The organism is Pseudodesulfovibrio sp. (assembly GCF_028692895.1).
In the GTDB taxonomy this organism is placed as follows: Bacteria; Desulfobacterota; Desulfovibrionia; order Desulfovibrionales; family Desulfovibrionaceae; genus Pseudodesulfovibrio.
On sequence record NZ_JAQUWN010000040.1, the window covers coordinates 1 to 21195 of the forward strand.

General features: G+C 66.3%; 15 protein-coding genes and 2 pseudogenes. 10 read left to right on the forward strand and 7 right to left on the reverse strand.

From position 1 onward, the window contains the following. Positions 1-1185: asparagine synthase (glutamine-hydrolyzing) (gene asnB / locus PHP91_RS10835; RefSeq protein WP_300140421.1), on the reverse strand; the 1185-nt coding region annotated here is incomplete at its 3' end. A gap of 276 nt (positions 1186-1461) precedes the next feature. Between asnB and PHP91_RS10840 the strand changes: the two genes are divergently transcribed. The 6 genes and pseudogenes from PHP91_RS10840 to PHP91_RS10865 all read left to right on the forward strand — a co-directional run. After that, a complete protein-coding gene (locus PHP91_RS10840) occupies positions 1462-4521 on the forward strand; it encodes a PAS domain S-box protein (RefSeq protein WP_300140423.1) in 3060 nt (1019 codons plus the stop codon). A 62-nt stretch (positions 4522-4583) separates the two neighbouring features. Then, the gene (locus PHP91_RS10845) at positions 4584-5087 is read left to right on the forward strand and encodes a hypothetical protein (RefSeq protein ID WP_300140425.1); all 504 of its coding nucleotides are present in this window, start codon (positions 4584-4586) and stop codon (positions 5085-5087) included. After that, complete coding sequence (locus tag PHP91_RS10850) at positions 5084-5578, forward strand: hypothetical protein (protein WP_300140427.1); 495 nt, start codon at positions 5084-5086, stop codon at positions 5576-5578. Before PHP91_RS10845 ends, PHP91_RS10850 begins: the two co-directional genes overlap by 4 nt. 11 nt (positions 5579-5589) lie before the next feature. After that, positions 5590-6339 (forward strand): hypothetical protein, encoded by a 750-nt coding sequence (locus PHP91_RS10855; protein WP_300140429.1) that lies wholly within the window; start codon positions 5590-5592, stop codon positions 6337-6339. Between the two features lie 1262 nt (positions 6340-7601). Further along, positions 7602-9086, forward strand: a pseudogene (locus PHP91_RS10860) (cache domain-containing protein); the annotation flags it as partial. Positions 9087-9158: 72 nt separating this feature from the next. Next, a pseudogene (locus tag PHP91_RS10865) lies at positions 9159-10217 on the forward strand (methyl-accepting chemotaxis protein); the annotation flags it as partial. A 312-nt stretch (positions 10218-10529) separates the two neighbouring features. On the opposite strand, the gene PHP91_RS10870 reads toward PHP91_RS10865, so the two are convergent. The 6 genes from PHP91_RS10870 to hflK all read right to left on the reverse strand — a co-directional run bounded on the left by PHP91_RS10870 (position 10530) and on the right by hflK (position 17338). Next, positions 10530-12098, reverse strand: a complete 1569-nt coding sequence (locus PHP91_RS10870; RefSeq protein WP_300140431.1) for an acetolactate synthase large subunit — start codon at positions 12096-12098, stop codon at positions 10530-10532. Between the two features lie 299 nt (positions 12099-12397). Beyond that, positions 12398-13363, reverse strand: a complete 966-nt coding sequence (locus PHP91_RS10875) for a hypothetical protein (RefSeq protein WP_300140433.1) — start codon at positions 13361-13363, stop codon at positions 12398-12400. Then, on the reverse strand, positions 13364-14245 hold the full coding sequence (panB, locus tag PHP91_RS10880; RefSeq protein ID WP_300140434.1) for a 3-methyl-2-oxobutanoate hydroxymethyltransferase: 882 nt from the start codon (positions 14243-14245) through the stop codon (positions 13364-13366). Between the two features lie 141 nt (positions 14246-14386). Then, entirely contained in the window at positions 14387-15109 is a 723-nt protein-coding gene (locus PHP91_RS10885) for a S24 family peptidase (protein WP_300140435.1), read from the reverse strand. Positions 15110-15385: 276 nt separating this feature from the next. Then, positions 15386-16237 carry a protease modulator HflC gene (hflC, locus tag PHP91_RS10890; protein WP_300140437.1) on the reverse strand — a complete coding sequence of 284 codons (852 nt, stop codon included), beginning with the start codon at positions 16235-16237 and terminating at the stop codon, positions 15386-15388. Between the two features lie 12 nt (positions 16238-16249). Beyond that, the gene (hflK, locus tag PHP91_RS10895) at positions 16250-17338 is read right to left on the reverse strand and encodes an FtsH protease activity modulator HflK (protein WP_300140439.1); all 1089 of its coding nucleotides are present in this window, start codon (positions 17336-17338) and stop codon (positions 16250-16252) included. A gap of 103 nt (positions 17339-17441) precedes the next feature. On the opposite strand from hflK, the gene PHP91_RS10900 reads away from it, so the two are divergent. The 4 genes from PHP91_RS10900 to PHP91_RS10915 are packed head-to-tail and all read left to right on the forward strand — an operon-like array spanning position 17442 to position 21093. Further along, positions 17442-18815 (forward strand): phosphomannomutase/phosphoglucomutase, encoded by a 1374-nt coding sequence (locus PHP91_RS10900; protein ID WP_300140441.1) that lies wholly within the window; start codon positions 17442-17444, stop codon positions 18813-18815. Beyond that, positions 18812-19285, forward strand: a complete 474-nt coding sequence (locus PHP91_RS10905; RefSeq protein WP_300140443.1) for a YkgJ family cysteine cluster protein — start codon at positions 18812-18814, stop codon at positions 19283-19285. Before PHP91_RS10900 ends, PHP91_RS10905 begins: the two co-directional genes overlap by 4 nt. 11 nt (positions 19286-19296) lie before the next feature. After that, entirely contained in the window at positions 19297-20379 is a 1083-nt protein-coding gene (locus PHP91_RS10910; RefSeq protein ID WP_300140445.1) for an efflux RND transporter periplasmic adaptor subunit, read from the forward strand. Continuing rightward, positions 20380-21093, forward strand: a complete 714-nt coding sequence (locus tag PHP91_RS10915) for an ABC transporter ATP-binding protein (protein WP_300140447.1) — start codon at positions 20380-20382, stop codon at positions 21091-21093. It begins immediately after the preceding gene. Positions 21094-21195 lie beyond the last annotated feature (102 nt).

Sequence of the window (21195 nt, forward strand, 5' to 3'; positions counted from 1 at the left end):
GGCCCAGAAGTGTCGGTTGTAGCCGCCGAAGGATTCGTCGCCGCCGTCGCCGGTGAGGCAGACGGTGACGTGTTGGCGGGTCAGGGCGGCCACCAGGTGGGTGGGCAGTTGCGAGGCGTCGGAGAAGGGCTCGTCGTAGATGTCGGGCAGTTGGCGGACGAGGTCGAGGGCGTGGGCCGGGGTGGCGACGAGGGTGGTGTGTTCGGTGCCCAGGTGTTCGGCCACGCGGGCGGCGTGGGTGGATTCGTCGTAGTCGGCGTTGGAGAAGCCGATGGTGAAGGTGCGGACGGGCCGGGTGGAGCGGGCCTGCATGAGGGCGGTGATGAGCGACGAGTCCACGCCGCCGGAGAGGAGGGAGCCGAGGGGGACGTCGGCGACCATCTGTCGGGCCACGGCGTCGCCGAGGAGAGTTTCCAGTTGGTCGGCGGCTTCGGTTGCCGAGCCGGTGAAGGGGTTGGCCTGGGCCTTGGCCACGGCGTCGCGCAGGGACCACCAGGGGCGGGGGCGCAGGTCGCGGGGCGCGTCGGCCCGGACGGTGAGCAGGTGCCCGGGCGCGAGCTTGAAGGTGTCGCGATAGATGGAGCGCGGCTCGGGCACGTACTGGTAGCGCAGGTAGAGGGCGAGGCTTTCGCGGTCGAGCTCTGGGGCGAAGGCTGGGTGGGCGCGCAGGGCCTTGAGTTCGGAGCCGAAGAGGAGCCCCTGGCCGGTGCGGGCGTAGTAGAGGGGTTTTTCGCCCATGCGGTCGCGCGCGAGGTGCAGGACGTGTTCGCGGGTATCCCAGAGGGCGCAGGCGAACATGCCGGTGAAGCGGGCCAGGGCGGGTTCGACGCCCCAGGTTTCGAAGGCGGCGAGCATGACCTCGGTATCGGAGTCCGAGCGCCAGGCGCGGGAGGGGGCCTGTTGGTCGAGTTCGCGGCGCAGTTCGCTGAAGTTGTAGATTTCGCCGTTGTGGATGAGGACGAAGCGGCCGGAGGGCGAGCGCATGGGCTGGGCCCCGGCCGGGGAGAGGTCGAGGATGGCCAGGCGGCGGTGGCCCAGGGCCAGGCCCGCGTCCGGGTCGGCGTAGACGCCGTGGTCGTCCGGGCCGCGATGGGCCAGGGCGTCGGCCATGCGCCGGGCCAGGGGGGCCAGTCCGTCGGTATCGCCCCGCGAGCCGGGCAGGAGAAAGCCGCAGATTCCGCACATCTCACGGCAGGTCTATCAGCAGCGCCCCTGTTTGGGCAAGGACCGGGGGGCCCGCCCGGAAGCAGAAAATAATCGATCATTTTACCGCTTGCGCATAACCATGTAATAGCGGGGCCCGGCCCGATCGAAACTATCCCGGCCATGGGGGGCGAAGTGCTGCGTTTTTGGAAACACATTTTTCTCTGGTTAGCCTTCTCCCTGATGTGGGGGACGTTTGTCTTCTATCTGTACCTCAGTGCGGAGGAGGACCATTGGAGGGACATCGAGAGGAATGCGTTGATCGAGGCCAGGACGGCCTGGAACTGGGACCTGAACGCCCGGCGTTGGGCGTCGTCGATGGGAGGGCTGTACGCCAGGGTAGCCAAGGTGGAGCCCAACCCCTATCTGGACGTGCCCGACCGGGACGTCATGACCACGGATGGGGAACGGCTGACCTTGATAAACCCTGCCTACATGGCGCGCATGATCAACGAGACCATGCCGCCCGAGGCCAGCCAAACAACCCACATCACCAGCCTCGGCCCCATTCGGCCGGGCAACGGTCCGGACGAGTGGGAAGCGTCCGCGCTCAGGACCTTCACCGGGAAGGGCGACGAGTTCCACGAGGTGACGGATGTGAACGGGGTTCCGACCCTGCGCTACATGCGGGCCATCATCACGGAGAAGCCCTGCCTCAAGTGCCACGCCAGCCAGGGTTACAGGCTGGGCGAGGTCAGGGGCGGCATCGGCGTGACCGTGCCCCTTGCCCTTTTCCAGGAAGAGATGAACAGGCACATGTCGAGCATGGCCAGACGCTACGTCATGGCGGGCCTGACCGGCGAGCTGTTCCTGTGCTTCGCCCTGTTCCTGCTCATCCAGCACGAGCGCTCGCGCAACCGGGCCGAGGCCCTGCAAAAGGAGGTGGAGGCCCGGCTCCGGGAGACCAACGGCAAGTATCGCGCCCTGTATGCGGCCATCATGGACCCCGTGCTGGTGGGCGACTGCGTGACCGGCGTCATCGTGGAGTGCAACCGCGCGGCCGAGGAGTTCTTCGGCTACAGGCGGGAGGAGATGATCGGGATGCACCAGAGCCGGCTGCATCCCCCGGGACTCTCGCCCGACAGGGGGATGACCGAGGATTTCCGTCGGCACGTGAGCAATCCGGACCAGGTGAACAGCGTGCCCATGCTGGACGCGGACGGCGACACGCGCATCATGCAGATCAAGACCGGCCTGTATGAGCTGAACGGCCGCGACGTGCTGGTGGGCGTGTTTCGCGACATCACCCGCATGCGCCGGACCGAGGCCGTGCTGCGCGAGAGCGAGCACCGCTACCGGGTCATCTTCGAGAACTCGCCGCTGGGCATGGCCCGATTCTCCGAGCAGGGGGAGATCCTGGACTGCAACGAGAGATTCGCCAAGCTCATGGGCACCACCCGGGAGCGGCTCAAGGGGTTCAACCCGCTCCCCCTGACCTCGCCCAAGATGCGGGAGGTCATGCAGCGCGCCCTGGCGGGCGACCGGAGCGTCTACGAGGACTACTACACCTCCGTTACCGGCGGGACGACCGCCTACCTGCGCCTGGTGTACAACCCGGTCAATCCCGGCAAGTCGCCCACCGCGGTCATCGCCACCCTGGAGGACTTCTCCCCGCGGAAGGCGGCGGACGACGCCCTGGCCTTCCAGTCCGACGTCAACGCGGCCTCGGCCGAGGTGGCCAGGGTGCTGACGCGGCCGGGCGCGACCATCCCGGACATCTCCCGGACCATCCACCAGCACGCCCTGCGCATCACCGCCAGCGAGGTGGGATTCGTCTCGTCCATCGACCCTGAGACCGGGGAGAACGTGGGTCAGGCCCTCTCCTCTTCGCCGCAAAGCCCGCTCTGCCGGGAGGGCGTGCAAGCGTCCTTTCCCTGCGGCGAGGGCGGCTACTCGGGGCTGCACGGCCACTGCCTCAACGTGGCGGAACCCTTCTTCGCCAACGGCCCGGCCGACCACCCCGCCTCACGGGGCGTGCCCGAGGGCCACATGGCCATCGAGCGGTTCCTGACCGTGCCCGCCGTCTACATGGGCAAGATTTACGGCCAGATCGCCGTGGCCAACAGCGCCCGGCCCTATTCGCAGCGGGACATCGAGGCCGTGGAACCCCTGGCCCAGCTCTACGCCATGGCCCTGTACCGCGCCCAGATCATGGACGACCTGCGCCGGGCCAAGGACGCGGCCGAGGCGGCCAACCTGGCCAAGAGCGAGTTCCTGGCCAACATGAGCCACGAAATCCGCACCCCCCTCAACGGCATCATGGGGATGCTCCAGCTCCTCGCCTTCACCCCCCAGGACGGAGAACAGGCCAAGTACACGGAGATGGCCACCCGTTCCTGCCGCCGTCTCACCGGGCTCCTGAGCGACATCCTGGACCTGTCCCGCATCGAGTCGGGCAAGCTCGTCATCATGCCGGTCCGCTTCTCCATAGACACTCTGTTCCGCTCCATCGAGGAGCTCTTCCGCGTCCAGGCCGACAGTGCGGGCATCCGGCTGGAGCTGCATCCGGACCAGGGGCTGCCCGACACCGTGGTTGGCGACGAGTCGCGCATCCGCCAGGTGCTCTTCAACCTGGTGGGCAACGCCCTGAAATTCACCGACCAGGGGAGAGTGACCGTCACCGCCGATTCGCTGCGGGGCGGTCAGTTCGTGCTTTTCACCGTGGCCGACACCGGGGTGGGCATCCCCGAGGACAAGCTGGACACAATTTTCGACGCCTTCACCCAGGCGGACTACTCGCATACCCGGGCCCACCAGGGGGCCGGGCTCGGGCTCTCCATCGTCAAACGCCTGGTGGCGCTCCTCGGCGGCTCCGTGGCCCTGGAAAGCCAGATAGGCGTCGGGACCACGGTCTACGTCTCCCTGCCGCTCATCCGCAACGACCCCGAAGCGCCCGCGGAAGCGCCGCGGCCCACGCCGCTCCAGCCGCTGCACCGGCGCGGGCCGCTGCGGGCCCTGGTGGCCGAGGACGACCGGGTCAGCCGCCTGAGCATCAGCCGTATGCTGGAAAAACTCGGGGCCACGGTCTTTACCGTCGGCAGCGGGCGCGAGGCCCTGGAAACCTTCGCCGAACAGTCGCCGGACGTGGTCTTCATGGATATCCAGATGCCGGAGATGGACGGCTTGGAGGCCGTGCGCCAACTGCGCGACCCGGACCGTTTCGGCGACCGCGCCGCCGTGCCCGTGGTGGCCCTCACCGCCCACGCCATGGCGGGCGACCGCGAACGGTTCCTCGACGCGGGCATGGATGACTACCTGGCCAAGCCCGTGGACTTCGACGAGCTGAAACGGCTCCTGGACGCCCTGGCCGGGGCCTGATCCAAACGCCCCGGATTCTGGACTCCCGCCGGGGTTTCGCGTAGTCAGGACCCGAGGTCCACATGGCGACAACCCGCGAACAACGATACGATCCCGGCAAGGCGTCCCGACGCTTCCTCAGCAACCTGGTCTGGGTGGTCATCCTCTGCGCCCTGTTCCTGGCCGGACAAGCCCTGCGCTATCACTTCAACCGCGCCCAACTGGACGAAATCCGCAACCAGACCCGCGCCCTCTACGTTTCGGTCCTCGGACAGGACATCGGCTCCGAACCGTTCGGCCGCCTCCAGTTCGAACACGGGAAGCTGGCCGCCACCCTGCGCATCGGCCTGGACCCCTTGCGCGTGCTGGCCGCTCTGAGCGGCCCGGCCGGGGAAAACCTGCGCGTGGAAAGCCTCGCCCTCACCGGCATGCACGGGCGCGTCAGCGGCTTCTTCGGACCCAACACCGCCCGGTTCGACGATTACCTGAACCGCCTCACCGACGACGACCACTACCTCTTCACCCTCGAAAAACGCGAGGAAGTCTTCGGCGGCATCCTCTTCAGCCTCATCGTGGAGCCCCAATGAGCCGCCCGGTACGCAAACACTTCTGGTCCGCCTGGCCCGAAGCCGCCCAGCGCCGCTTCTTCAAGCTGACCCTGGTCGGCATCACAGCCCTCTCGCTCGCCCTCTTCATCGGCCTCAAACTGCTTTCCGGCGTGGTCGACCAGGATATCGCCCAGGCCAAAACCCAGTACGCCCGCGTCCTGCCGCTGGTCCAGGAAATCACCGCCCTGCGCGCCCAAAAGGGCAACCTCGCCCACCTCGGCGTCGAAGACGCCGTCTGGACCGTCATCGACGACCTCGGCATCGAACCCCGGCTGGCCTCGCTCAGGTCCACCAGCGTGGACGACACCCCGGCCATCGAAGCCGCCTTCACCGGCCTCTCCCTGGCCAAGCTGGCCGACTTCCTGGACGCCCTGCGCGAACGGGCCAGCCTCCAGACGCCGGAACTGACCCTGACCAGAAACCCCGACGACCCGCGCCTGGCCGACCTGCGCCTGGTCATGGCCCGATGAGGCGTCCGCCCGTGAGATCGCGCCACGCCAAACCCTCCTCCCTGCCCGGACGCATCCTGGCCCGCTTCTTTCTCGTCGCCTTCGGCTTTCTGCTCGGGGCGGCCCTGTTCACCCCCTGGGGAAAAATCTGGGCCCACGCCCTGACCTCCCTCGATGAATCCCATCCCATGTTCGGCCTGCGCTGGGACTCCATCGACCGCGACGGCCCCCTGGGCTTCCGCATCAACGGCTTCAAGATCACCGTGGCCGACACCCCCGGGAGCCTCGCCTTCCGGCACGCCTACGTCTCCGTCGGCTTCTCCCCCCTGGCGCACGTCCGGCTCGATACCGGCGGCGCGCAATGCGAACTGGAGCTGCACCGCAACGGCGTCTTCGCCTTCGAAGGCGACCTCAACCTCACCTCCCTGCTCGGCGGCGCGGACTTCAAAGGCGACCTGCGCGTCGCAGGCAACTTCTTCCTCCCCGGCGGCGCGACACTGCCCCAAAAAGGCTGGCTCGACCTCCGCTCCCAACAACTCCTCCTGCCCGACGGCAAGGCCATCGAAGACCTCGCCTTCACCGCCGAAATCCATGACCGCAACCTCGACGTGCGCGACTTCTCCATCCGCCAGCCCCTCACCATCAAAGCCACCGGCGCCGGACTCGTCGACCCCGCCAACTTCTACCACACCACCTTCGCCCTCAAAGGCGACATGACCATCGGACAACGCTCCATCCCCTACGAGCTCAAGGGCACCCTCGGCGACGCCGTCCTGCGCTAGCGGGACCGGCCGGACGGGCGGCCGGGCCGCAGGAAGCGGCGCGTTCATCGCGCGCGATGACCCGCCCTGCCCGTTTGTTCCCTGGCGGAGGCCATCGGCCCTCCCCCAAGCCGACATGCGGGAAGGACTGTCGTCAGGGGGCGGACCTGTCAGTCCCGCCTGAAGACCCGCCCATGGCGCTTGCGCGCCACGCGGCAATTGACACAAGAAAAATCAATTCCCGTTACACACGGAAGAAAAAAAACTGAGAATCAACGTAAGAGGGGGTGTCGCCGAGGGTTCGTTCGTCCTGTGCGCAATGCGTGGCCACGGGGGAGTTTCGACAACGGCAGGGTAGGACGCCTGTCGTTTGCCCGGCGGTGGCGCCGTGTCCCAGCCCGGCCTTGGGATCTGAAAGCGCGCCGCTTGGGACTGGGCGGCAAGGCAGCGGTTGTGCTCGCGCCTGAACGCGATTTTACCCCCTTTTGATGACCGGTTTCTCCGGCGGCCATGCCCGCCGACAGTGCCGCCAGACCGCCGCGCAAGCCCCGGACACGATTTTCGCCCTTCCGCCGGCCCCCCCGCAAGCGGTCGAGATGGCAAGGCCAGGCCCTTGGGGCGGCCGGCTTCGGCCGGTCGGGCTTGCCTCCTCGGCTTTGCGCGTGGTCGCCATCGCGGGCGACGGCGAGAGGGTTGGCGGGAACGCGGGGAGCTCGTCCGGCGGCGCGGCACGTTAAACCGTCCACCTTGAAAACACCGTTGACGGCTCGAAAAAAGAGCCCGCTTCTCACAATAGCATCCAGCGGAAGACACCCCGGAAGACACAACACCAAGCTTATAAAGTATTTTTATTAAGCCAAGCAATATTCCACTTTAAACGACCATGCCAGACAATCTTTCTTCCAAGTTACACGATGCTTGTCAAACGCCGTTGTCAGGCGTTCCCAAATTGATTTTAGCATCTAATGGAGGGGAATATGATTTATAATATCTCCAGCAAAACATTTGCAAGTATCAGAGACGGAAATGTTTACCAGGGGCATAGGGCGTTTTTAGCGTTGGTGTTGAATTAAATTCTTTGTGGGGGAATTTACATGGGACTGAAGAACAGGATGATCTGTCTTTTCCTTGCGGCAGGCATGATCCCGGTCATTGTTGTCGGCGTGTTGTCGTCCACGTTGTCGGACGACGCCCTGCTGGACTCGTCATACAATCAGCTTGTCTCCATGCGTAGCGTCAAGAAGCGCCAGATCGATACGTTCTTTGCCGAAAGGCGGGGCGACATGGGGGTGCTGGTGGAGACGGTCTCCACCATTCGGGAGGAGGCCATCAGGAAGCTCGACGCCATCCGGACCATCAAAAAAAATCAGATCGAAGGCTACTTTTTGGAACGGTTCGGCGATCTCGAGGCGCTGGCCCGCAGCGCGGACGTGGCCCGGATGTACCGGGTATTGAAGCAGTATCACGAAGACAGCGGCGTCACCGACAGCGGCGGCTACGATGTCTCCACTCCCGACTACAAGGCGTTATGGCGCGACAATTCCGGATATCTCAACGAATATGTGAAGACCTGCGGATACTATGACATGTTCATCATCTGCAAAGACCACGGCCATGTCATGTACACGGCGGCCAGGGAGTCGGACCTGGGTGAAAACCTGCGCTACGGAGAGCTCAGGGACTCCGGGCTGGGCAAGCTCTGGAAGAAGGTCGTTGAGACCGACGCGCCCGCCATGGTGGACTTTGCGCCGTATGCGCCCAGCAACGGCGAGCCCGCCTCTTTCATCGGCGCACCCATAAAGATCGGAGGCCGAACCGTCGGCGTGGTGGCGCTTCAGCTCTCCCTTGACGCCATCAACAAAATCATGACCGAACGCACCGGCCTGGGCGAAACCGGCGAGACCTATCTTGTCGGGCCGGATCGGCTCATGCGCTCCGACTCCTTCCTCGACTCCACACACCACACGGTCAAGGCCTCCTTCGCCGATCCCACAAAAGGCAAGGCCGACACCGAAGCCGTGCGCGAGGCGCTGGGAGGCGCAACCGACACCCGGATCATCGTCGACTACAACGGCAATCCGGTCCTGTCCGCGTATGCGCCGATCTCGGTCGGCGGCCTGAACTGGGCCATCCTGGCCGAGATCGACGTGGCCGAGGCTTTCGCCCCCAAGGATGGCGACGGCAACGAGTTCTTCAAGAAGTATCAGGAAATGTACGGCTATTACGACCTGTTCCTGATCGACCCCGATGGGTTCATCTTTTATTCCGCCTTCAAGGAGCCGGACTACCGTACCAACATCGTCAGCGGAAAGTACAAGGATTCCGGACTCGGCGATGTAATCCGCGAGGTGCTTTCCACCAAGAAGTTCGGATTCGCCGACTTCGCGCCCTACGCGCCGAGCAAGGACGCTCCGGCGGCGTTCATCGCCCAGCCCGTGATGAACGGCGGCAGGACCGAGGTCGTGGTCGCCCTCCAGCTTTCCCTGGAGGCGATCAACGCCATCATGCAGGAACGGGAGGGCATGGGCGAAACGGGCGAGACCTACCTGGTCGGCCCGAATCTGCGCATGCGTTCCGACTCCTACCTCGATCCCGAAGGGCACTCCGTGGCGGCGTCGTTCGCGGGCTCCGTGGAGAAGAACGGCGTGGACACCGAGGCCGCCCGCGAGGCCCTGGCCGGCAAGACCGACGCCAAGATCATCATCGACTACAACGGCAATCCGGTTCTGTCCGCGTACAGTCCCATCTCCGTCTACGGCACCACCTGGGGCCTGCTCGCGGAGATCGATGAAGCCGAAGTCCGGGCTCCGGTCAACGCCCTGCTCTGGTACATCGGAGGCGTCGCCCTGGTCATGGTGGCCGGAGTCGTGGCCATCGCGCTCATCGTTTCCATCCGTCTGCTCAGGACGCTGGGCAACGAACCCGAGGTCATCGCCGGCATCGCCCACAAAATGGCGGGGGGCGACCTCAACCTGAGATTCGAGGAGGGCAAGGGGGGGGCGGCCGGCGTGTATGCGGCGATGAAGAACATGGCGCAGCAGCTCACCGCCGTGATCTCCGACGTCCGTTCCGGTTCAGAAAACGTCGCCTCGGGCAGCGAGGAGCTGTCGGCCACGTCCGAATCCATCTCCCAGGGAGCCACGGAACAGGCCGCCTCGGTGGAGGAGATAAGCGCCTCGGTTGAACAGATGGCCGCCTCAATCCGCCAGAACTCCCAAAATGCCCGGGAAACCGAGCGGATCGCCTCCAAGGCGGCGGATGAAGCAGAGGAAGGCGGAGATGCCGTACGCCGGACCGTAGCCGCGATGAACAACATCGCCGAAAAAATCTCGATCATCGAAGAGATTGCACGGCAGACCAACCTGCTCGCCCTCAACGCGGCCATTGAGGCGGCACGGGCCGGAGAACACGGCAAAGGCTTCGCCGTCGTGGCCGCGGAAGTCCGCAAGCTCGCCGAGAAGTCCGGCGAGGCCGCAAGCGAAATCGGCAGCCTTTCCCTGGATAGCGTCGAAGTCGCCGAGCGCGCCGGAACGCTCCTTGGCCGGATTCTGCCGGATATCCGGAAAACAGCGGAATTGGTCAAGGCGATTTCCGTTGCGAGCGCGGAGCAGGACGCCGGTGCGGACCAAATCGCCAAGGCCATGCAGCAACTTGATTCCGTGGTCCAGCAGAACGCATCCGCCTCCGAGGAAATGTCCTCGACATCCGAAGAACTGGCCAGCCAGTCCGAACAGCTCATGCAGACCATGAGTTTTTTCAAGGTCGGCAATACCGGCTCGGCTCCGGCGCTGGTGCGGGCCATCGGGGGCACTCCACATCCGCTCCCGCAAACCGCTTCCAAGAGGACGGCCGCAGAGATCGATCTCGATAGGGGCGAGGGAGACCTTGAACGATTCTAGGCCGACAAGGCCGCCCCGCCAGCGCGGGGCCCCCCGAGGGCCCGGCCCTGCGTTGACGTCCCCCTGCGCCACGGTCGCAAAGGGACGGCGGGGCAAAGGGAGCATCTTGGCAGGCTTCTCGATGTGAGGCCTTGCCCGCTTTCATTCTCCGCCCCCCGGCCGTGCCGGGGGGCGGCGGGCGGCCCGCGCCCGCGCATGAGCCGTCCCGCCGTACTACGCCCCCGCGAAAGCGGCGAATCCGGTGGCCGCCGGAGGCGTTCTCCTTCCCATGTCCCCCCCCCACGGAAAAGGGGGCCTTTCGGCCCCCTCTCGCTAAATGACGGCTTCGATGAGTCGCGGTCCTTTCTGGCGCAGCGCCGAGGTCAGGGCGTCGGCGAAGGCGGTGGTGGTGCTGACGCTGGCGGCTTCGACGCCCAAGCCTTGGGCGAGTTTGACCCAATCGATGGACGGGTTGTGCAGGTCGAGGAGGGAGAGGGCGTTTTGCCCGCCGGACTGGGCCTGGACGAGGCGGAGTTCCTGGTTGAGCACGGCGTAGGAGCGGTTGGCGTAGATGATGGTGACGACGTCGAGGTTCTCGCGCGCCTGGGTCCAGAGGGCCTGGAGGGTGTACATGGCGCTGCCGTCGCCTTCGAGGCAGACGGTCTTGCGGTCGGGCGCGGCCACGGCCGCTCCGGTGCTGACCGGGAGGATGTCGCCGATGGAGCCGCCGGTGAGAGGCAGGTAGTCGTGCGGGGCGGCGGTGGCGAGGAGGTTTGCGTAGGGCAGGGCGGAGGTGATGCCCTCGTCGGTGAGGATGGCCTCGTCGGGCAGGAGGGCGGCCACGGTGCGCATGACGGCTTCGGCGGTGAGGAGGCCGCTCGGCGGCAGCTCGGGCGGGGCGAGGGGAGCGGGAGAGCCCTGGGCGGGTGCGGAGAGGGCGTCGGCCAGGGCGTCGAGGGCGGCGTCGCCGTCTTCGCTGGGGTGGGCGAGGGTGAGGATGGCGCAGTGTGGCGGGGTGAGCCAGCTTTCCTGTCCTGGGTAGGCGAAGAAGGAGACGGGGGGTTCCGCGCCCACGAGGAGGAGTTGTTCGAACCGGTCGAGGCGGGCGAGGACGTCCTTGCCCCGGTAGGGGAGGCGTTCCACGGCCGGGGAGCCTGCGCCGGAGCGCAGGCGCTGGGTGAAGGTGTCGCAGAAGAGGGTCGCGCCGGTCTGGGCGGCGATGCGCCCGGCGGCGTGGAGGCCGGGGCCGTGGAGGGCGGCGCCGCGCATGAGGATGGCGGTTTTCTTGCCGCTTTCGAGGGCTTGGGCGGCGGCGATAATGGCGTCCGGGGCCACGGGGGAGGGCGGGAGCGCGGGCAGGGCGGGGGCGGGGCGCTCGGCCGGGAGCCAGGCGGTGTCGGCGGGCAGGACGAGGGTTGCGACCTGTCCCGGGGCCATGCGCGCGGCCTGGACGGCGAGGGCGGCGTCGGTGGCCACGGTGCGCGGGCTGCGGGGCCGTCGGACCCAGTGGGAGATGGATTCGGTGATGCCCATGATGTTGGAGGTGAGGGGGGCGTCGTACCGCTCGTGGGCGGTGGCGTGGTCGCCGACGATGTTGACCACGGGGGACTGGGATTTGCGGGCGTTGTGCAGGTTGGCCATGCTGTTGGCGAAGCCGGGGCCGAGGTGGAGCAGGGTGCAGGCGGGCTTGCCGGTCATGCGGGCGTAGCCGTCGGCCGCGCCGGAGCAGACGCCTTCGAAGAGGCAGAGGACGGGGCGCATGCCGGGGATGCGGTCCAGCGCGCTGACGAAGTGCATTTCCGAGGTGCCGGGGTTGGCGAAGCAGACTTCGACGCCGCTTTGGACCAGGGTGGCGACCAGGGTTTCGGCTCCATTGAGGGTATCGGGGGTATGTCGAGGCATTGCTGACTCCTTGTTTCGGGTGACGAACGAGTGGGGAAGCGCGTTTCCCGGTGCGTGGCCGGGCGCGAATGGCGTGCGTGCGGGCGCGTCGGAGGGAAGGGGGGTGTCTGACGGCCCCCGGAAGAGCGGTTCCCGCCGAGGAAAAAGGGTAGCCAAGGGGGCGGGGCCGGTCAAGGCGGAGCGGGCTTGTTGCGGAGGCAACCTGAAAGGATTTCCTACAAGTTCGCACTGCGGGATTTCTGGCTGCGTGGGAAGGGCCGGGGGCCCGGCAAACCCTGAAAAAGGGGCCGGCGCCCGCGTCAGGCGAAGGCCGCGTAGACCGCGCCGACCAGAGCGATGGTGGCGACGCGCAGGAGCTGGTTGCACAGGATCAGCTTGAGGGCCATGCGCGGCTTGAAGATGCCCGCGTAGTAGGGGAACTGGTGGCGGAAGGCGCGCATGGGCGAGGACAGGATGTTGCCCAGCAGCAGGGCCAGGACCACCTGGACGTCGGTGAGCTGGGCGCTGGCGATGAGCGCGCCCGCGGCGGCCAGTCCGGCCGTGAACTCCGCCGCCATGTGGAAGGCCACGATGCCCAGGGCCTCGGGCGGCAGGAAGGAGAAGAGCCCCACGTGCCCGGCCATGGCCCCCTCCAGCCACTGGAACAGCCCCGCCTGGCGGAGCACGTAGAAGAGCGTGTAGATGGGCGCGGTGATGGTGACGATCTTGGGCAGCCGCTTGCGGAACCGCTTCCAGGTCTTGGCCAGGGCCGACGCCTTCGGCCGGTTCCTTTCCATTTCATCGAGCCGACAGGGCAGGCACCCCTCCTTGACGGGCGGCAGCAGCCAGCGGCCCGTCAGGGTGATGAGCAGGGTGCGCAGCAGGGCGGCCGTGGCCGTGAGGGCCACGTATACGCCCGCGGCCCGGCCGATGAACGGCGCGGCGATGAAGAAGAGGGTCGGCAGGTGGAGGAAGTAGGTGGGCAGGGAGTTGAACAGGTTGGAGAGGAGCAGCTCGCGGTCGGAGACGGTGCCGTTTTCATGGGCCTGGGCGAGCATGGTGTTGGCCGACACGCCGGAGAAGAAGGCCATGGTGAAGCTGGCGGCCGAGATGTCTCCCAGGCGGGCGCGGCGGGCCAGGGGCGCGGCCAGTTTCGCCGCGTGCCGGGTCCATTGCAGCGACTCGATGAGGTCGCCCACGAACAGGCCGACGGAGATGAAGAAGGTCAGGCGCAGGAGCGGCCAGACCAGGCCGGTCCAGAGCGCGTGCCAGGACAGGTCGACCATTTATTTTTTCTTTTTGATCTTGATCTTGCGCACCTGGTCTACCTGGTCCTCGGGCATGAAGAAGGTGTTCTTGTCCGCCGGGAAAAGGGTGCGGCGGACGTCGTCGCGGTAGCGGACGATGGCGTCGGTCGAGGCCTCGCCCAGCTCGGCGTAGCGGCGCACGAACTTGGGGGTGAAGCGGTCGAAGAGCCCGAGCACGTCGTGGAAGACCAGGATCTGGCCGTCGGTGACGTTGCCCGCGCCGATGCCGATGGTCGGGATGTCCACGGCGTCGGTGATGAGTTGGGCCACCTCCACGGGGACGGCCTCGATGACCACGCTGAAGGCCCCGGCGGCCTCCACGGCCTGGGCGTCCTCGATGAGCGCCTTGGCCGCGTCGGCGGAGCGGCCCTGGGCCTTGAAGCCGCCGAACTTGGCCACGTGCTGCGGGGTGAGGCCCACGTGGGCCATGACCGGCGCTCCGGCGGCGACCAGGGCCTCGATCTGGGGCACAACGGGCAGCCCGCCCTCCAGCTTGACCGCCCTGGCCCCGCCCTCGCCCATGAGCCGGGCGGCGGTGGCGAGGGCGCGGTCCACGGTGGCGTAGGACATGAAGGGCATGTCCGCCACCAGCAGGGCGCGTTTGACCCCGCGCGCCGCGGCCCGGGTGTGGTGGACCATCTCGTCCACGGTCACGGAGAGGGTGTCCTCGCGGCCGAGCACGACCATGGACAGGGAGTCGCCCACCAGGACGACGTCCACGCCCGCGCGGTCGGCGATGAGCCCGGACGGGTAGTCGTAGGCGGTGAGGCAGCAGATTTTCTCGCCGTTCTTGCGCTCGCGGATGTCCGGAGCGGTCACGGGCCTGGCCTGGGCCGAGGGTGCGTCTTGCTTGGTGTTCATGGCCGGAGACTAGGTGCCGGGCGGTTGCGAGTCAAGGGCCGTGCACAACTATCGCGGCGTCTTGGCGGGGCGGAAACGGGAAAACAGACGGGGCCGGACGGGATGTTCCCGTCCGGCCCCGGATGACGGCGCTGGTGCGGCCTAGAGGGCGGCGAGGTTCTGCAGCACCCAGATGACCCGGCCCACGGTCCGCTCGTCCATTTCGGAGGCGGGGATGGTCAGGTCGGAGTACTTCTCGTTCTCGGCCTTGAGCAGGAAGGTGTCTCCCTGCATGTAGACGCGGCGGATGGTCAGCCCCTGGTGGGGGAAGTGGACGGCGCACAGGTCGCCGTCGGGATGGTCCCGGCGCTCGCAGTCGATGCCGACGAAGGCGCCCTTTGCGATGACCGGCTCCATGCTGGCGGAGTCGACCTTGACCACCTGGAGCCTGGGGCGGCAGAAGGACTCGGGCATGGAGATTTCCTCCATGGGCTTGGGCTCCCAGGCTTCGGCGTCCTTGTCCGCGCCCGCCATGGTCGAGACGGGAACAACGCGCCCGCGCGAATTGAGGCGGCCATAGGGGGCCGGGGCCTCGCGCAGCAGAGTGTCGGCCGGGATCTTGGCCTTCTCGGCGTTGATGTAGACCGGCTCTACGCCCTCGGCCAGCCAGTCGGGGTCGAGCCCGTGGCTGCGGTAGAGCTTCAGGAACCAGTCCGCCGGGATCGAGCAGCGGCGCTTGGCGTCGGAGATGCTGGACTGACGAACGTCCAGAACCTCGGCCAGTTGCACCTGGGTGCGCGCGCCGGTGGCCTTCTTGATCCGCTCCATGGCGTCCTCGAACCATTTGAGCTGGGCTTCATCACATTTTCTTTTCTTCTTAGGCATAAAATCCCTTCCTCATAGTATTGGGCATTGTTTGATCGAGAGATGACAGGAATTATATCCATTCGTCAATGGTGATCTTCAAATTTGCACAAGATAGGCGGAACTCCTGCCATCTTTATGTAGGCTGAATAAGGCGTTTGTGCAGGGGTAGGAGAAAAAAAATTCTCGCTCGGGATATTTTCCCGATATGTTGGAATGGACATTTTCCCAGAGGGAACAATAGGTTCCGTGGCCCGTCCGAATGGACGGGCCACGGAAAAAACCCAGGGATTCTGGTTATTGCATATATTTCAGGAAGGGGCTTTCGGGGGTCAGGATGAAGCGCGAGTTCTGTTCGAAGCCCTTTTTGTAGGCGTCCAGGCTTCGGGTGAAGGTGTAGAAGTCCGGAGACTGGCTCAGGGCGTCGGCGTAGATCTTGGTGGCCTGGGCGTCGCCCTCGCCGCGCACGATGGCCGACTGCTTGTCCGCGTCGGCCAGGATGATGGTCCGGTCCTTGTCCGCCGCGGCGATGATCCGGGCCGAGGCCTCGCGGCCTTCGGAGCGGTATTGCTTGGCCTGGCGCTCGCGTTCGGCCTTCATGCGGCCGAAGATGGCCCGGGCGTTCTCGGCGGGCAGGTCGGTGCGTTTGATGCGCACGTCCATGATCTCGATGCCGTAGGGCTTGAGCAGTTCGCGCGAGCGGGTGGTCACCGCGTCCATGATCTCCTGGCGTTTGTGCGATACCACCTCGATGAGGGTGTAGCGGCCGAGCGCCACGCGCAACTGGGAGCGGACGATGTCGTCCAGCCGGGCCTGGGCGCCCTGGATGGTGCGCACCTTGGTGTAGAAGGTCAGCGGGTCCACGATGCGCCACTTGGAGAAGGAATCCACGTTCATGTATTTCTTGTCCGTGGTGGTGATTTCCTCGGGCTTGGCGTCGAAGTCCAGGGTCCGCGCGTCGAAGAAGACCACGGTCTGGATCACGGGCAGCTTGAAGTGCAGGCCGGGTCCCAGGGCGTTTTCGCCCACCGGGCGGCCTAGCTGGATGACGATGGCCCGTTCGGTCTGGTCCACGGTGAAGGCGGACTGGGTGGCCGCCACTGCGGCCACGATGACCAGCAGCATGAGCGAGACGGTTTTTTTGTTCATGTCGTCCTCCCCCTACTGCTTCTTGGCGGGTTGTTCGGGTTGCGCGGGGCGTCCGGCCGGGGGCAGTTGGCCCAGCGGCAGGTAGGGCACGGCCTTCTTGATGGCGTCCCCGGAAAGGATCAGCTTCTCCGCCTCGGGGTTGGAGAGGATGGCCTCCATGGACTCCAGGTAGAGGCGCTGGCGGGTGATGTCCTTGGCCTTGTCGTATTCCTTGAGCACGGACAGGAACTTGGCGGCGTCGCCCTGGGAGCGGCGGATCTTGGCCTCCTTGTAAGCCTGGGCCTCGTTGATGATCCGGGCGGCCTCGCCGCGAGCCTTGGGCAGGATGTCGCGCTGGTAGGCCTCGGCCTCGTTGATGAACCGGCTCTTGTCCTCGCGCGCGCTGGCCACGTCCTTGAAGGCCTCGACCACCTGCTCCGGCGGATGCACGTTCTGCATCTGCACGGCCACGATGGACACGCCGGTCTGGTACGAATCCAGGATCTTCTGCATCAGGTCGCGGGTCTGGACCTGGATTTCCTGCTTGCCGGTGGTCAGGGCGTCGTCGATCTTGCCGTTGCCGATGACTTCGCGCATGGCCGCCTCGCCCGCGTGGACGATGGTCTTGACGGGGTCGTAGACGTTGAACAAATAGTCCTTGGCGTCCTTGATCATCCATTGCACGATGAACTGGACCGAGACGATGTTCTCGTCGCCGGTGAGCATCAGCGCCTCTTCCGGCACCTCGCGGCTCACGCCCTGCTGGAAGTCCTGGCCGAAACCGCGTCCGGGCGACCGGAATCCGAACTCCAGACGGCGGATCTGCGTCACCTTGGGGGTGACGACGCTTTCCACCGGGTACGGAATGTGGTAATTCGGCCCCGCCGTGGTGATGCGGTCGAACGCGCCGAAGCGCTGGACCACGCCGACCTCGTCGGGCTCCACGATGTAGAACCCGCTGGCGATCCAGAGGAGAAGGATGATGGGTATGATGAGTTTCCAGCCCGGCAGCTTGAAGCGTTTGAACTTGTCGAACTGCTCCTGGAAATCGTCGAAGCTCGGCGGCCTGCCGCCGGAGCGCCCCTGTTGCTGTTTTTGTAACTTGTCCCAATCCCAATTCATAATGGATCAGAAATAGGCGTATTGTAAGGGCAGGTCAAGGCGGGCGACGTGATATTTCCTCCGTCCGCGAAACCGGGAACACCGCCGGGAACGGCAGGAGCACATGAAAGCGATCAACCGCAATATTTTTCGGGCCTATGACATCCGCGGCATCGTGGACCAGGACTTCGACGCCGAATGGGTGCGCGTTCTGGGCCGCGCCTGCGGCGCGTACTTTCTGCAACACGGCTGGAGCCGCGCCGTGGTCGGGCACGACTGCCGGGCCTCCTCGGCCGGATACCAGCAGGCCCTGGCCCGGGGCCTGGCCGAGACCGGGGTGGACACGCTCTGCCTCGGCCTGGTCTCCAGCCCGGTCTTCTATTTCGCGGCCAAGACCCTGGGCTTCTCGGCCGGGGTGATGATAACCGCGAGTCACAACCCGAAGGAATACAACGGGTTCAAGGTCTGGGGAGGCCAGTCCACCCTGCACAGCGAGGGCGTCCAGGCCATCCACGACGTCATGGCCGCGGGCGACTTTCCCTCGGGGAGCGGCATCATCTCCACCCACGACATCCTGCCCGCCTACCGCGAGGACCTGCTCGCGCGCGTGACGCTGGCCCGGCCCCTCAAGGTGGTGGTGGACGGCGGCAACGGCGCGGCGGGCGACCTGACCGCCGACATCCTGGAGGCCGCCGGGGCCGAGGTGGTCCGCCTTTACTGCGAGCCTGACGGCGACTTTCCCAACCACCACCCCGACCCGGTGGTGGAGGCCAACGTGGCCGACCTCAAGGCGGCCGTGGTCGCGAGCGGCGCGGACTGCGGCATCGGCCTGGACGGCGACGGCGACCGCATCGGGGCCGTGGACGAGACCGGCCGCCTCATGTACGGCGACCAGCTCCTGGCCATCTACGCCCGCGACCTGCTCGCGGCCCTGCCCGGCGCGGGCGTGGTGGCGGACGTCAAATGCTCCCACCTGCTCTTCCGCGACGTGGAGGCCCACGGCGGCCGGGCCGAGATGTGCGTCACCGGCCACTCCATCGTCAAGAACCGGATGATCGAGACCGGCGCGGCCCTGGGCGGCGAGATGTCCGGCCACATGTTCTTCTTCCACGGCTACCACGGATTCGACGACGCCACCTACGGGGCGCTGCTCCTCGCCGGCGTCCTCTCCCGGTCCGACGTCCCGCTCTCCCGCCAACTGGCGGACTGGCCGTCCACCTGCAACACCCCGGAGATTCGCGTGGACTGTCCCGAGGAGATCAAGTTCGAGGTGGTGGCCAGGGCCCAGGCCTTCTTCAAGGAGCGCTACCCGGTCATCGACATGGACGGCGCGCGCGTGGAGTTCGGCGACGGCTGGGGCCTGGTCCGCGCCTCCAACACCCAGGGGGCCCTGGTCCTGCGCTTCGAGGCCGAATCCGCCGCCCGGCTGGCCGAAATCCGCGAGATCATGGAGACGCCCATCCACCGCTGGGTCGCGGAGCTCTCGGCCCGGCCATGAGCCTGCGCCTGCGCCTCACGGGTTGGTTCCGCCGGGCGCGCGCCCTGATCCTGCGGCGCGAGGTGGAGATCATCGGCCAGTGCGCCCTGTGCGGCGACTGCTGTCACGACATCCTCATCCAGGACGGCCGGTCCTGGCTGAAGAGTCGCCGCGCCTTCGAGCGGCTCTGCGAGCGCGAGCCCGAATACCGCCGCTTCGCCGTCACCGGCCGGTCGGAATCGGGGCTTCTCGTCTTCGCCTGCACCCTGCAAGGCGGGGACGGTCTTTGCACAAGCTATGATTCGCGCCTTCCTTTGTGTAGAAATTACCCGACAAGGTCGCTATATTACCTGGGGGGCTGGCTCAAGCCGGACTGCGGCTACTCCTTCAAGGCCACGACCTTCCGCAGCCTCCTGATGCGGCGCAAGCGGGCAGCCATCCCGAAATTTTCCGAAGTGTTGCGAAGGGAAACCGAACGAAAGCAGGATTGAACGCAGGCTCCATGAAAAAACTCATCTTCCTTCTCGTCGCCGCCCTGCTGACGGCCGGGGGCGTCTGGTACTTCACCGGCTTCGGCAAGAGCGACCCGGTCAAGGTGCTCAAGACCGCCAGGGTCGAACGCGGCGACGTTTCCAAGATTCTGGAGGCCACCGGCATCGTCCAGCTCCAGGTGGGCGCGGAGGTCAAGGTCGGCGCGCGCGCCACCGGCGTGCTCGAATCCGTGCCCGTCAAGGTCGGCGACCACGTCAGGAAGGGCCAGCTCATCGCCCAGATCGACGCCCGCGAGCTCAAGTCGCGCATCGCCCAGGCCCGCGCGGACCTGAATCTCAACCAGGCCAAGCTCGACTACATGGAGAAGAACCTGCCGCGCAAGCGCGCCCTGGTCTCCAAGAAGCTGGAGGCCCAGGACACCCTGGACGTGGCCCAGCAGGACGCCATGGTCGCCCGCCACGCCGTGGAGTCCTCCCGCGCCTACCTGAGCTCCCTGGAGGTCCAGCTCTCCTACACCAAGATCTTTTCGCCCATCGACGGCGTGGTCTCCCAGGTCGCGGCCCAGGAGGGCGAGACCGTCGTCTCCGGCCTGTCCGTGTCCAACCTCATCACCGTCATCGACCCCACCCGGCTGGAAATGTGGATCTACGTGGACGAGACCGACATCGGCCGCGTCACCCCCGGCCTGCCCGTGCAGTACACCGTGGACGCCTACCGCAACCGCGTCTTCGAGGGCGTCGTCGAACGCATCTACCCCCAGCCCGAGGTGCGCGACAACATCGTCTACTACAACGCCCTGGTGAAGGTGACCCCGAAACAGGCCGAGTCCCTGCGCCCCGAGATGACCACCCAGTGCAAGATCATCGTGGAGACCAAGAAGGACGTGCTGACCGTGCCCAACAACGCCCTCAAATGGGTCAAGGACAGGCAGGTCTGCTTCGTGGTGGACGACCCGGCCCGGCCCCCGCGCCAGGTGCAGCCCAAGCTCGGCCTCACCGGCCTGACCCGCTCCGAGGTGGTCGAGGGCCTCAAGGAGGGCGAGACCGTGGCCACCCAGCTCGTCCTGCCCGGCTCCAAGAAGAAGGACAAGTAGATGGACCCGGCCATCCGCCTCGCCGACATCTCCAAGACCTTCTTCCGGGACAACGACCGGAAAAACGGCGACGAGCCCGAGGGCATCCCCGTGCTCAAGTCCGTCACCCTGGACATCGCGCGGGGCGAGTTCGTCTCCCTCCAGGGCACCTCGGGCTCGGGCAAGTCCACCCTGCTGCACATCATCGGCCTGCTCGACCGGCCCACCTCCGGCGCCTACCACCTCCTGGGCGACGACACCGCCGCCCTGGACGACGACCACCTCTCCGACCTGCGCAACAAGAACCTCGGCTTCGTCTTCCAGTCCTTCTACCTCATCCCCTACGCCACTGCCCTGGAAAACGTCGTCCTGCCCGGCCTCTACTCCCGCAGGCCCCAGGCCGAACTGACCGCCCGGGCCCGCACCCTCCTCGAACAGGTCGGCCTGGCGGACCGGATGCACTTCAAGCCCGCCCGCCTCTCCGGCGGCCAGCAGCAGCGCGTCGCCATGGCCCGCGCCATGCTCAACAACCCGGACATCATCCTCGCCGACGAACCCACCGGCCAGCTCGACTCCACCACCTCCGGCGAGATCATCAAGCTTTTCCGGCAGGTGCACGAGTCCGGCACGACCATCGTCCTCGTCACCCACGACGAGCACGTCGCCGCCCAGGCCCAGCGCATCGTCCGCATCCACGACGGCCGCGTGGTCGAGGACAAACCGACCGGAGCCTAGGCGCGGGGGGGCCGGCCCGAAAACTTCCGGTCAGCGCGCGGTTGAAAAGGGTTTCAGATAGTTTTTTGTGTTTTGAAAGTGATCTTGAACGGATAGTGGAAC

Excerpts from the sequence above, each read along its gene's own strand:
- PHP91_RS10885 (WP_300140435.1), bottom strand. The coding sequence starts at position 15,109 with ATGCCTAAGAAGAAAAGAAAATGTGATGAAGCCCAGCTCAAATGGTTC.
- PHP91_RS10845 (WP_300140425.1), top strand. The coding sequence starts at position 4,584 with ATGGCGACAACCCGCGAACAACGATACGATCCCGGCAAGGCGTCCCGA.
- PHP91_RS10875 (WP_300140433.1), bottom strand. The coding sequence starts at position 13,363 with ATGGTCGACCTGTCCTGGCACGCGCTCTGGACCGGCCTGGTCTGGCCG.
- PHP91_RS10910 (WP_300140445.1), top strand. The coding sequence starts at position 19,297 with ATGAAAAAACTCATCTTCCTTCTCGTCGCCGCCCTGCTGACGGCCGGG.
- PHP91_RS10915 (WP_300140447.1), top strand. The coding sequence starts at position 20,380 with ATGGACCCGGCCATCCGCCTCGCCGACATCTCCAAGACCTTCTTCCGG.
- panB (WP_300140434.1), bottom strand. The coding sequence starts at position 14,245 with ATGAACACCAAGCAAGACGCACCCTCGGCCCAGGCCAGGCCCGTGACC.
- hflK (WP_300140439.1), bottom strand. The coding sequence starts at position 17,338 with ATGAATTGGGATTGGGACAAGTTACAAAAACAGCAACAGGGGCGCTCC.
- PHP91_RS10870 (WP_300140431.1), bottom strand. The coding sequence starts at position 12,098 with ATGCCTCGACATACCCCCGATACCCTCAATGGAGCCGAAACCCTGGTC.
- PHP91_RS10850 (WP_300140427.1), top strand. The coding sequence starts at position 5,084 with ATGAGCCGCCCGGTACGCAAACACTTCTGGTCCGCCTGGCCCGAAGCC.
- hflC (WP_300140437.1), bottom strand. The coding sequence starts at position 16,237 with ATGAACAAAAAAACCGTCTCGCTCATGCTGCTGGTCATCGTGGCCGCA.
- PHP91_RS10905 (WP_300140443.1), top strand. The coding sequence starts at position 18,812 with ATGAGCCTGCGCCTGCGCCTCACGGGTTGGTTCCGCCGGGCGCGCGCC.
- PHP91_RS10900 (WP_300140441.1), top strand. The coding sequence starts at position 17,442 with ATGAAAGCGATCAACCGCAATATTTTTCGGGCCTATGACATCCGCGGC.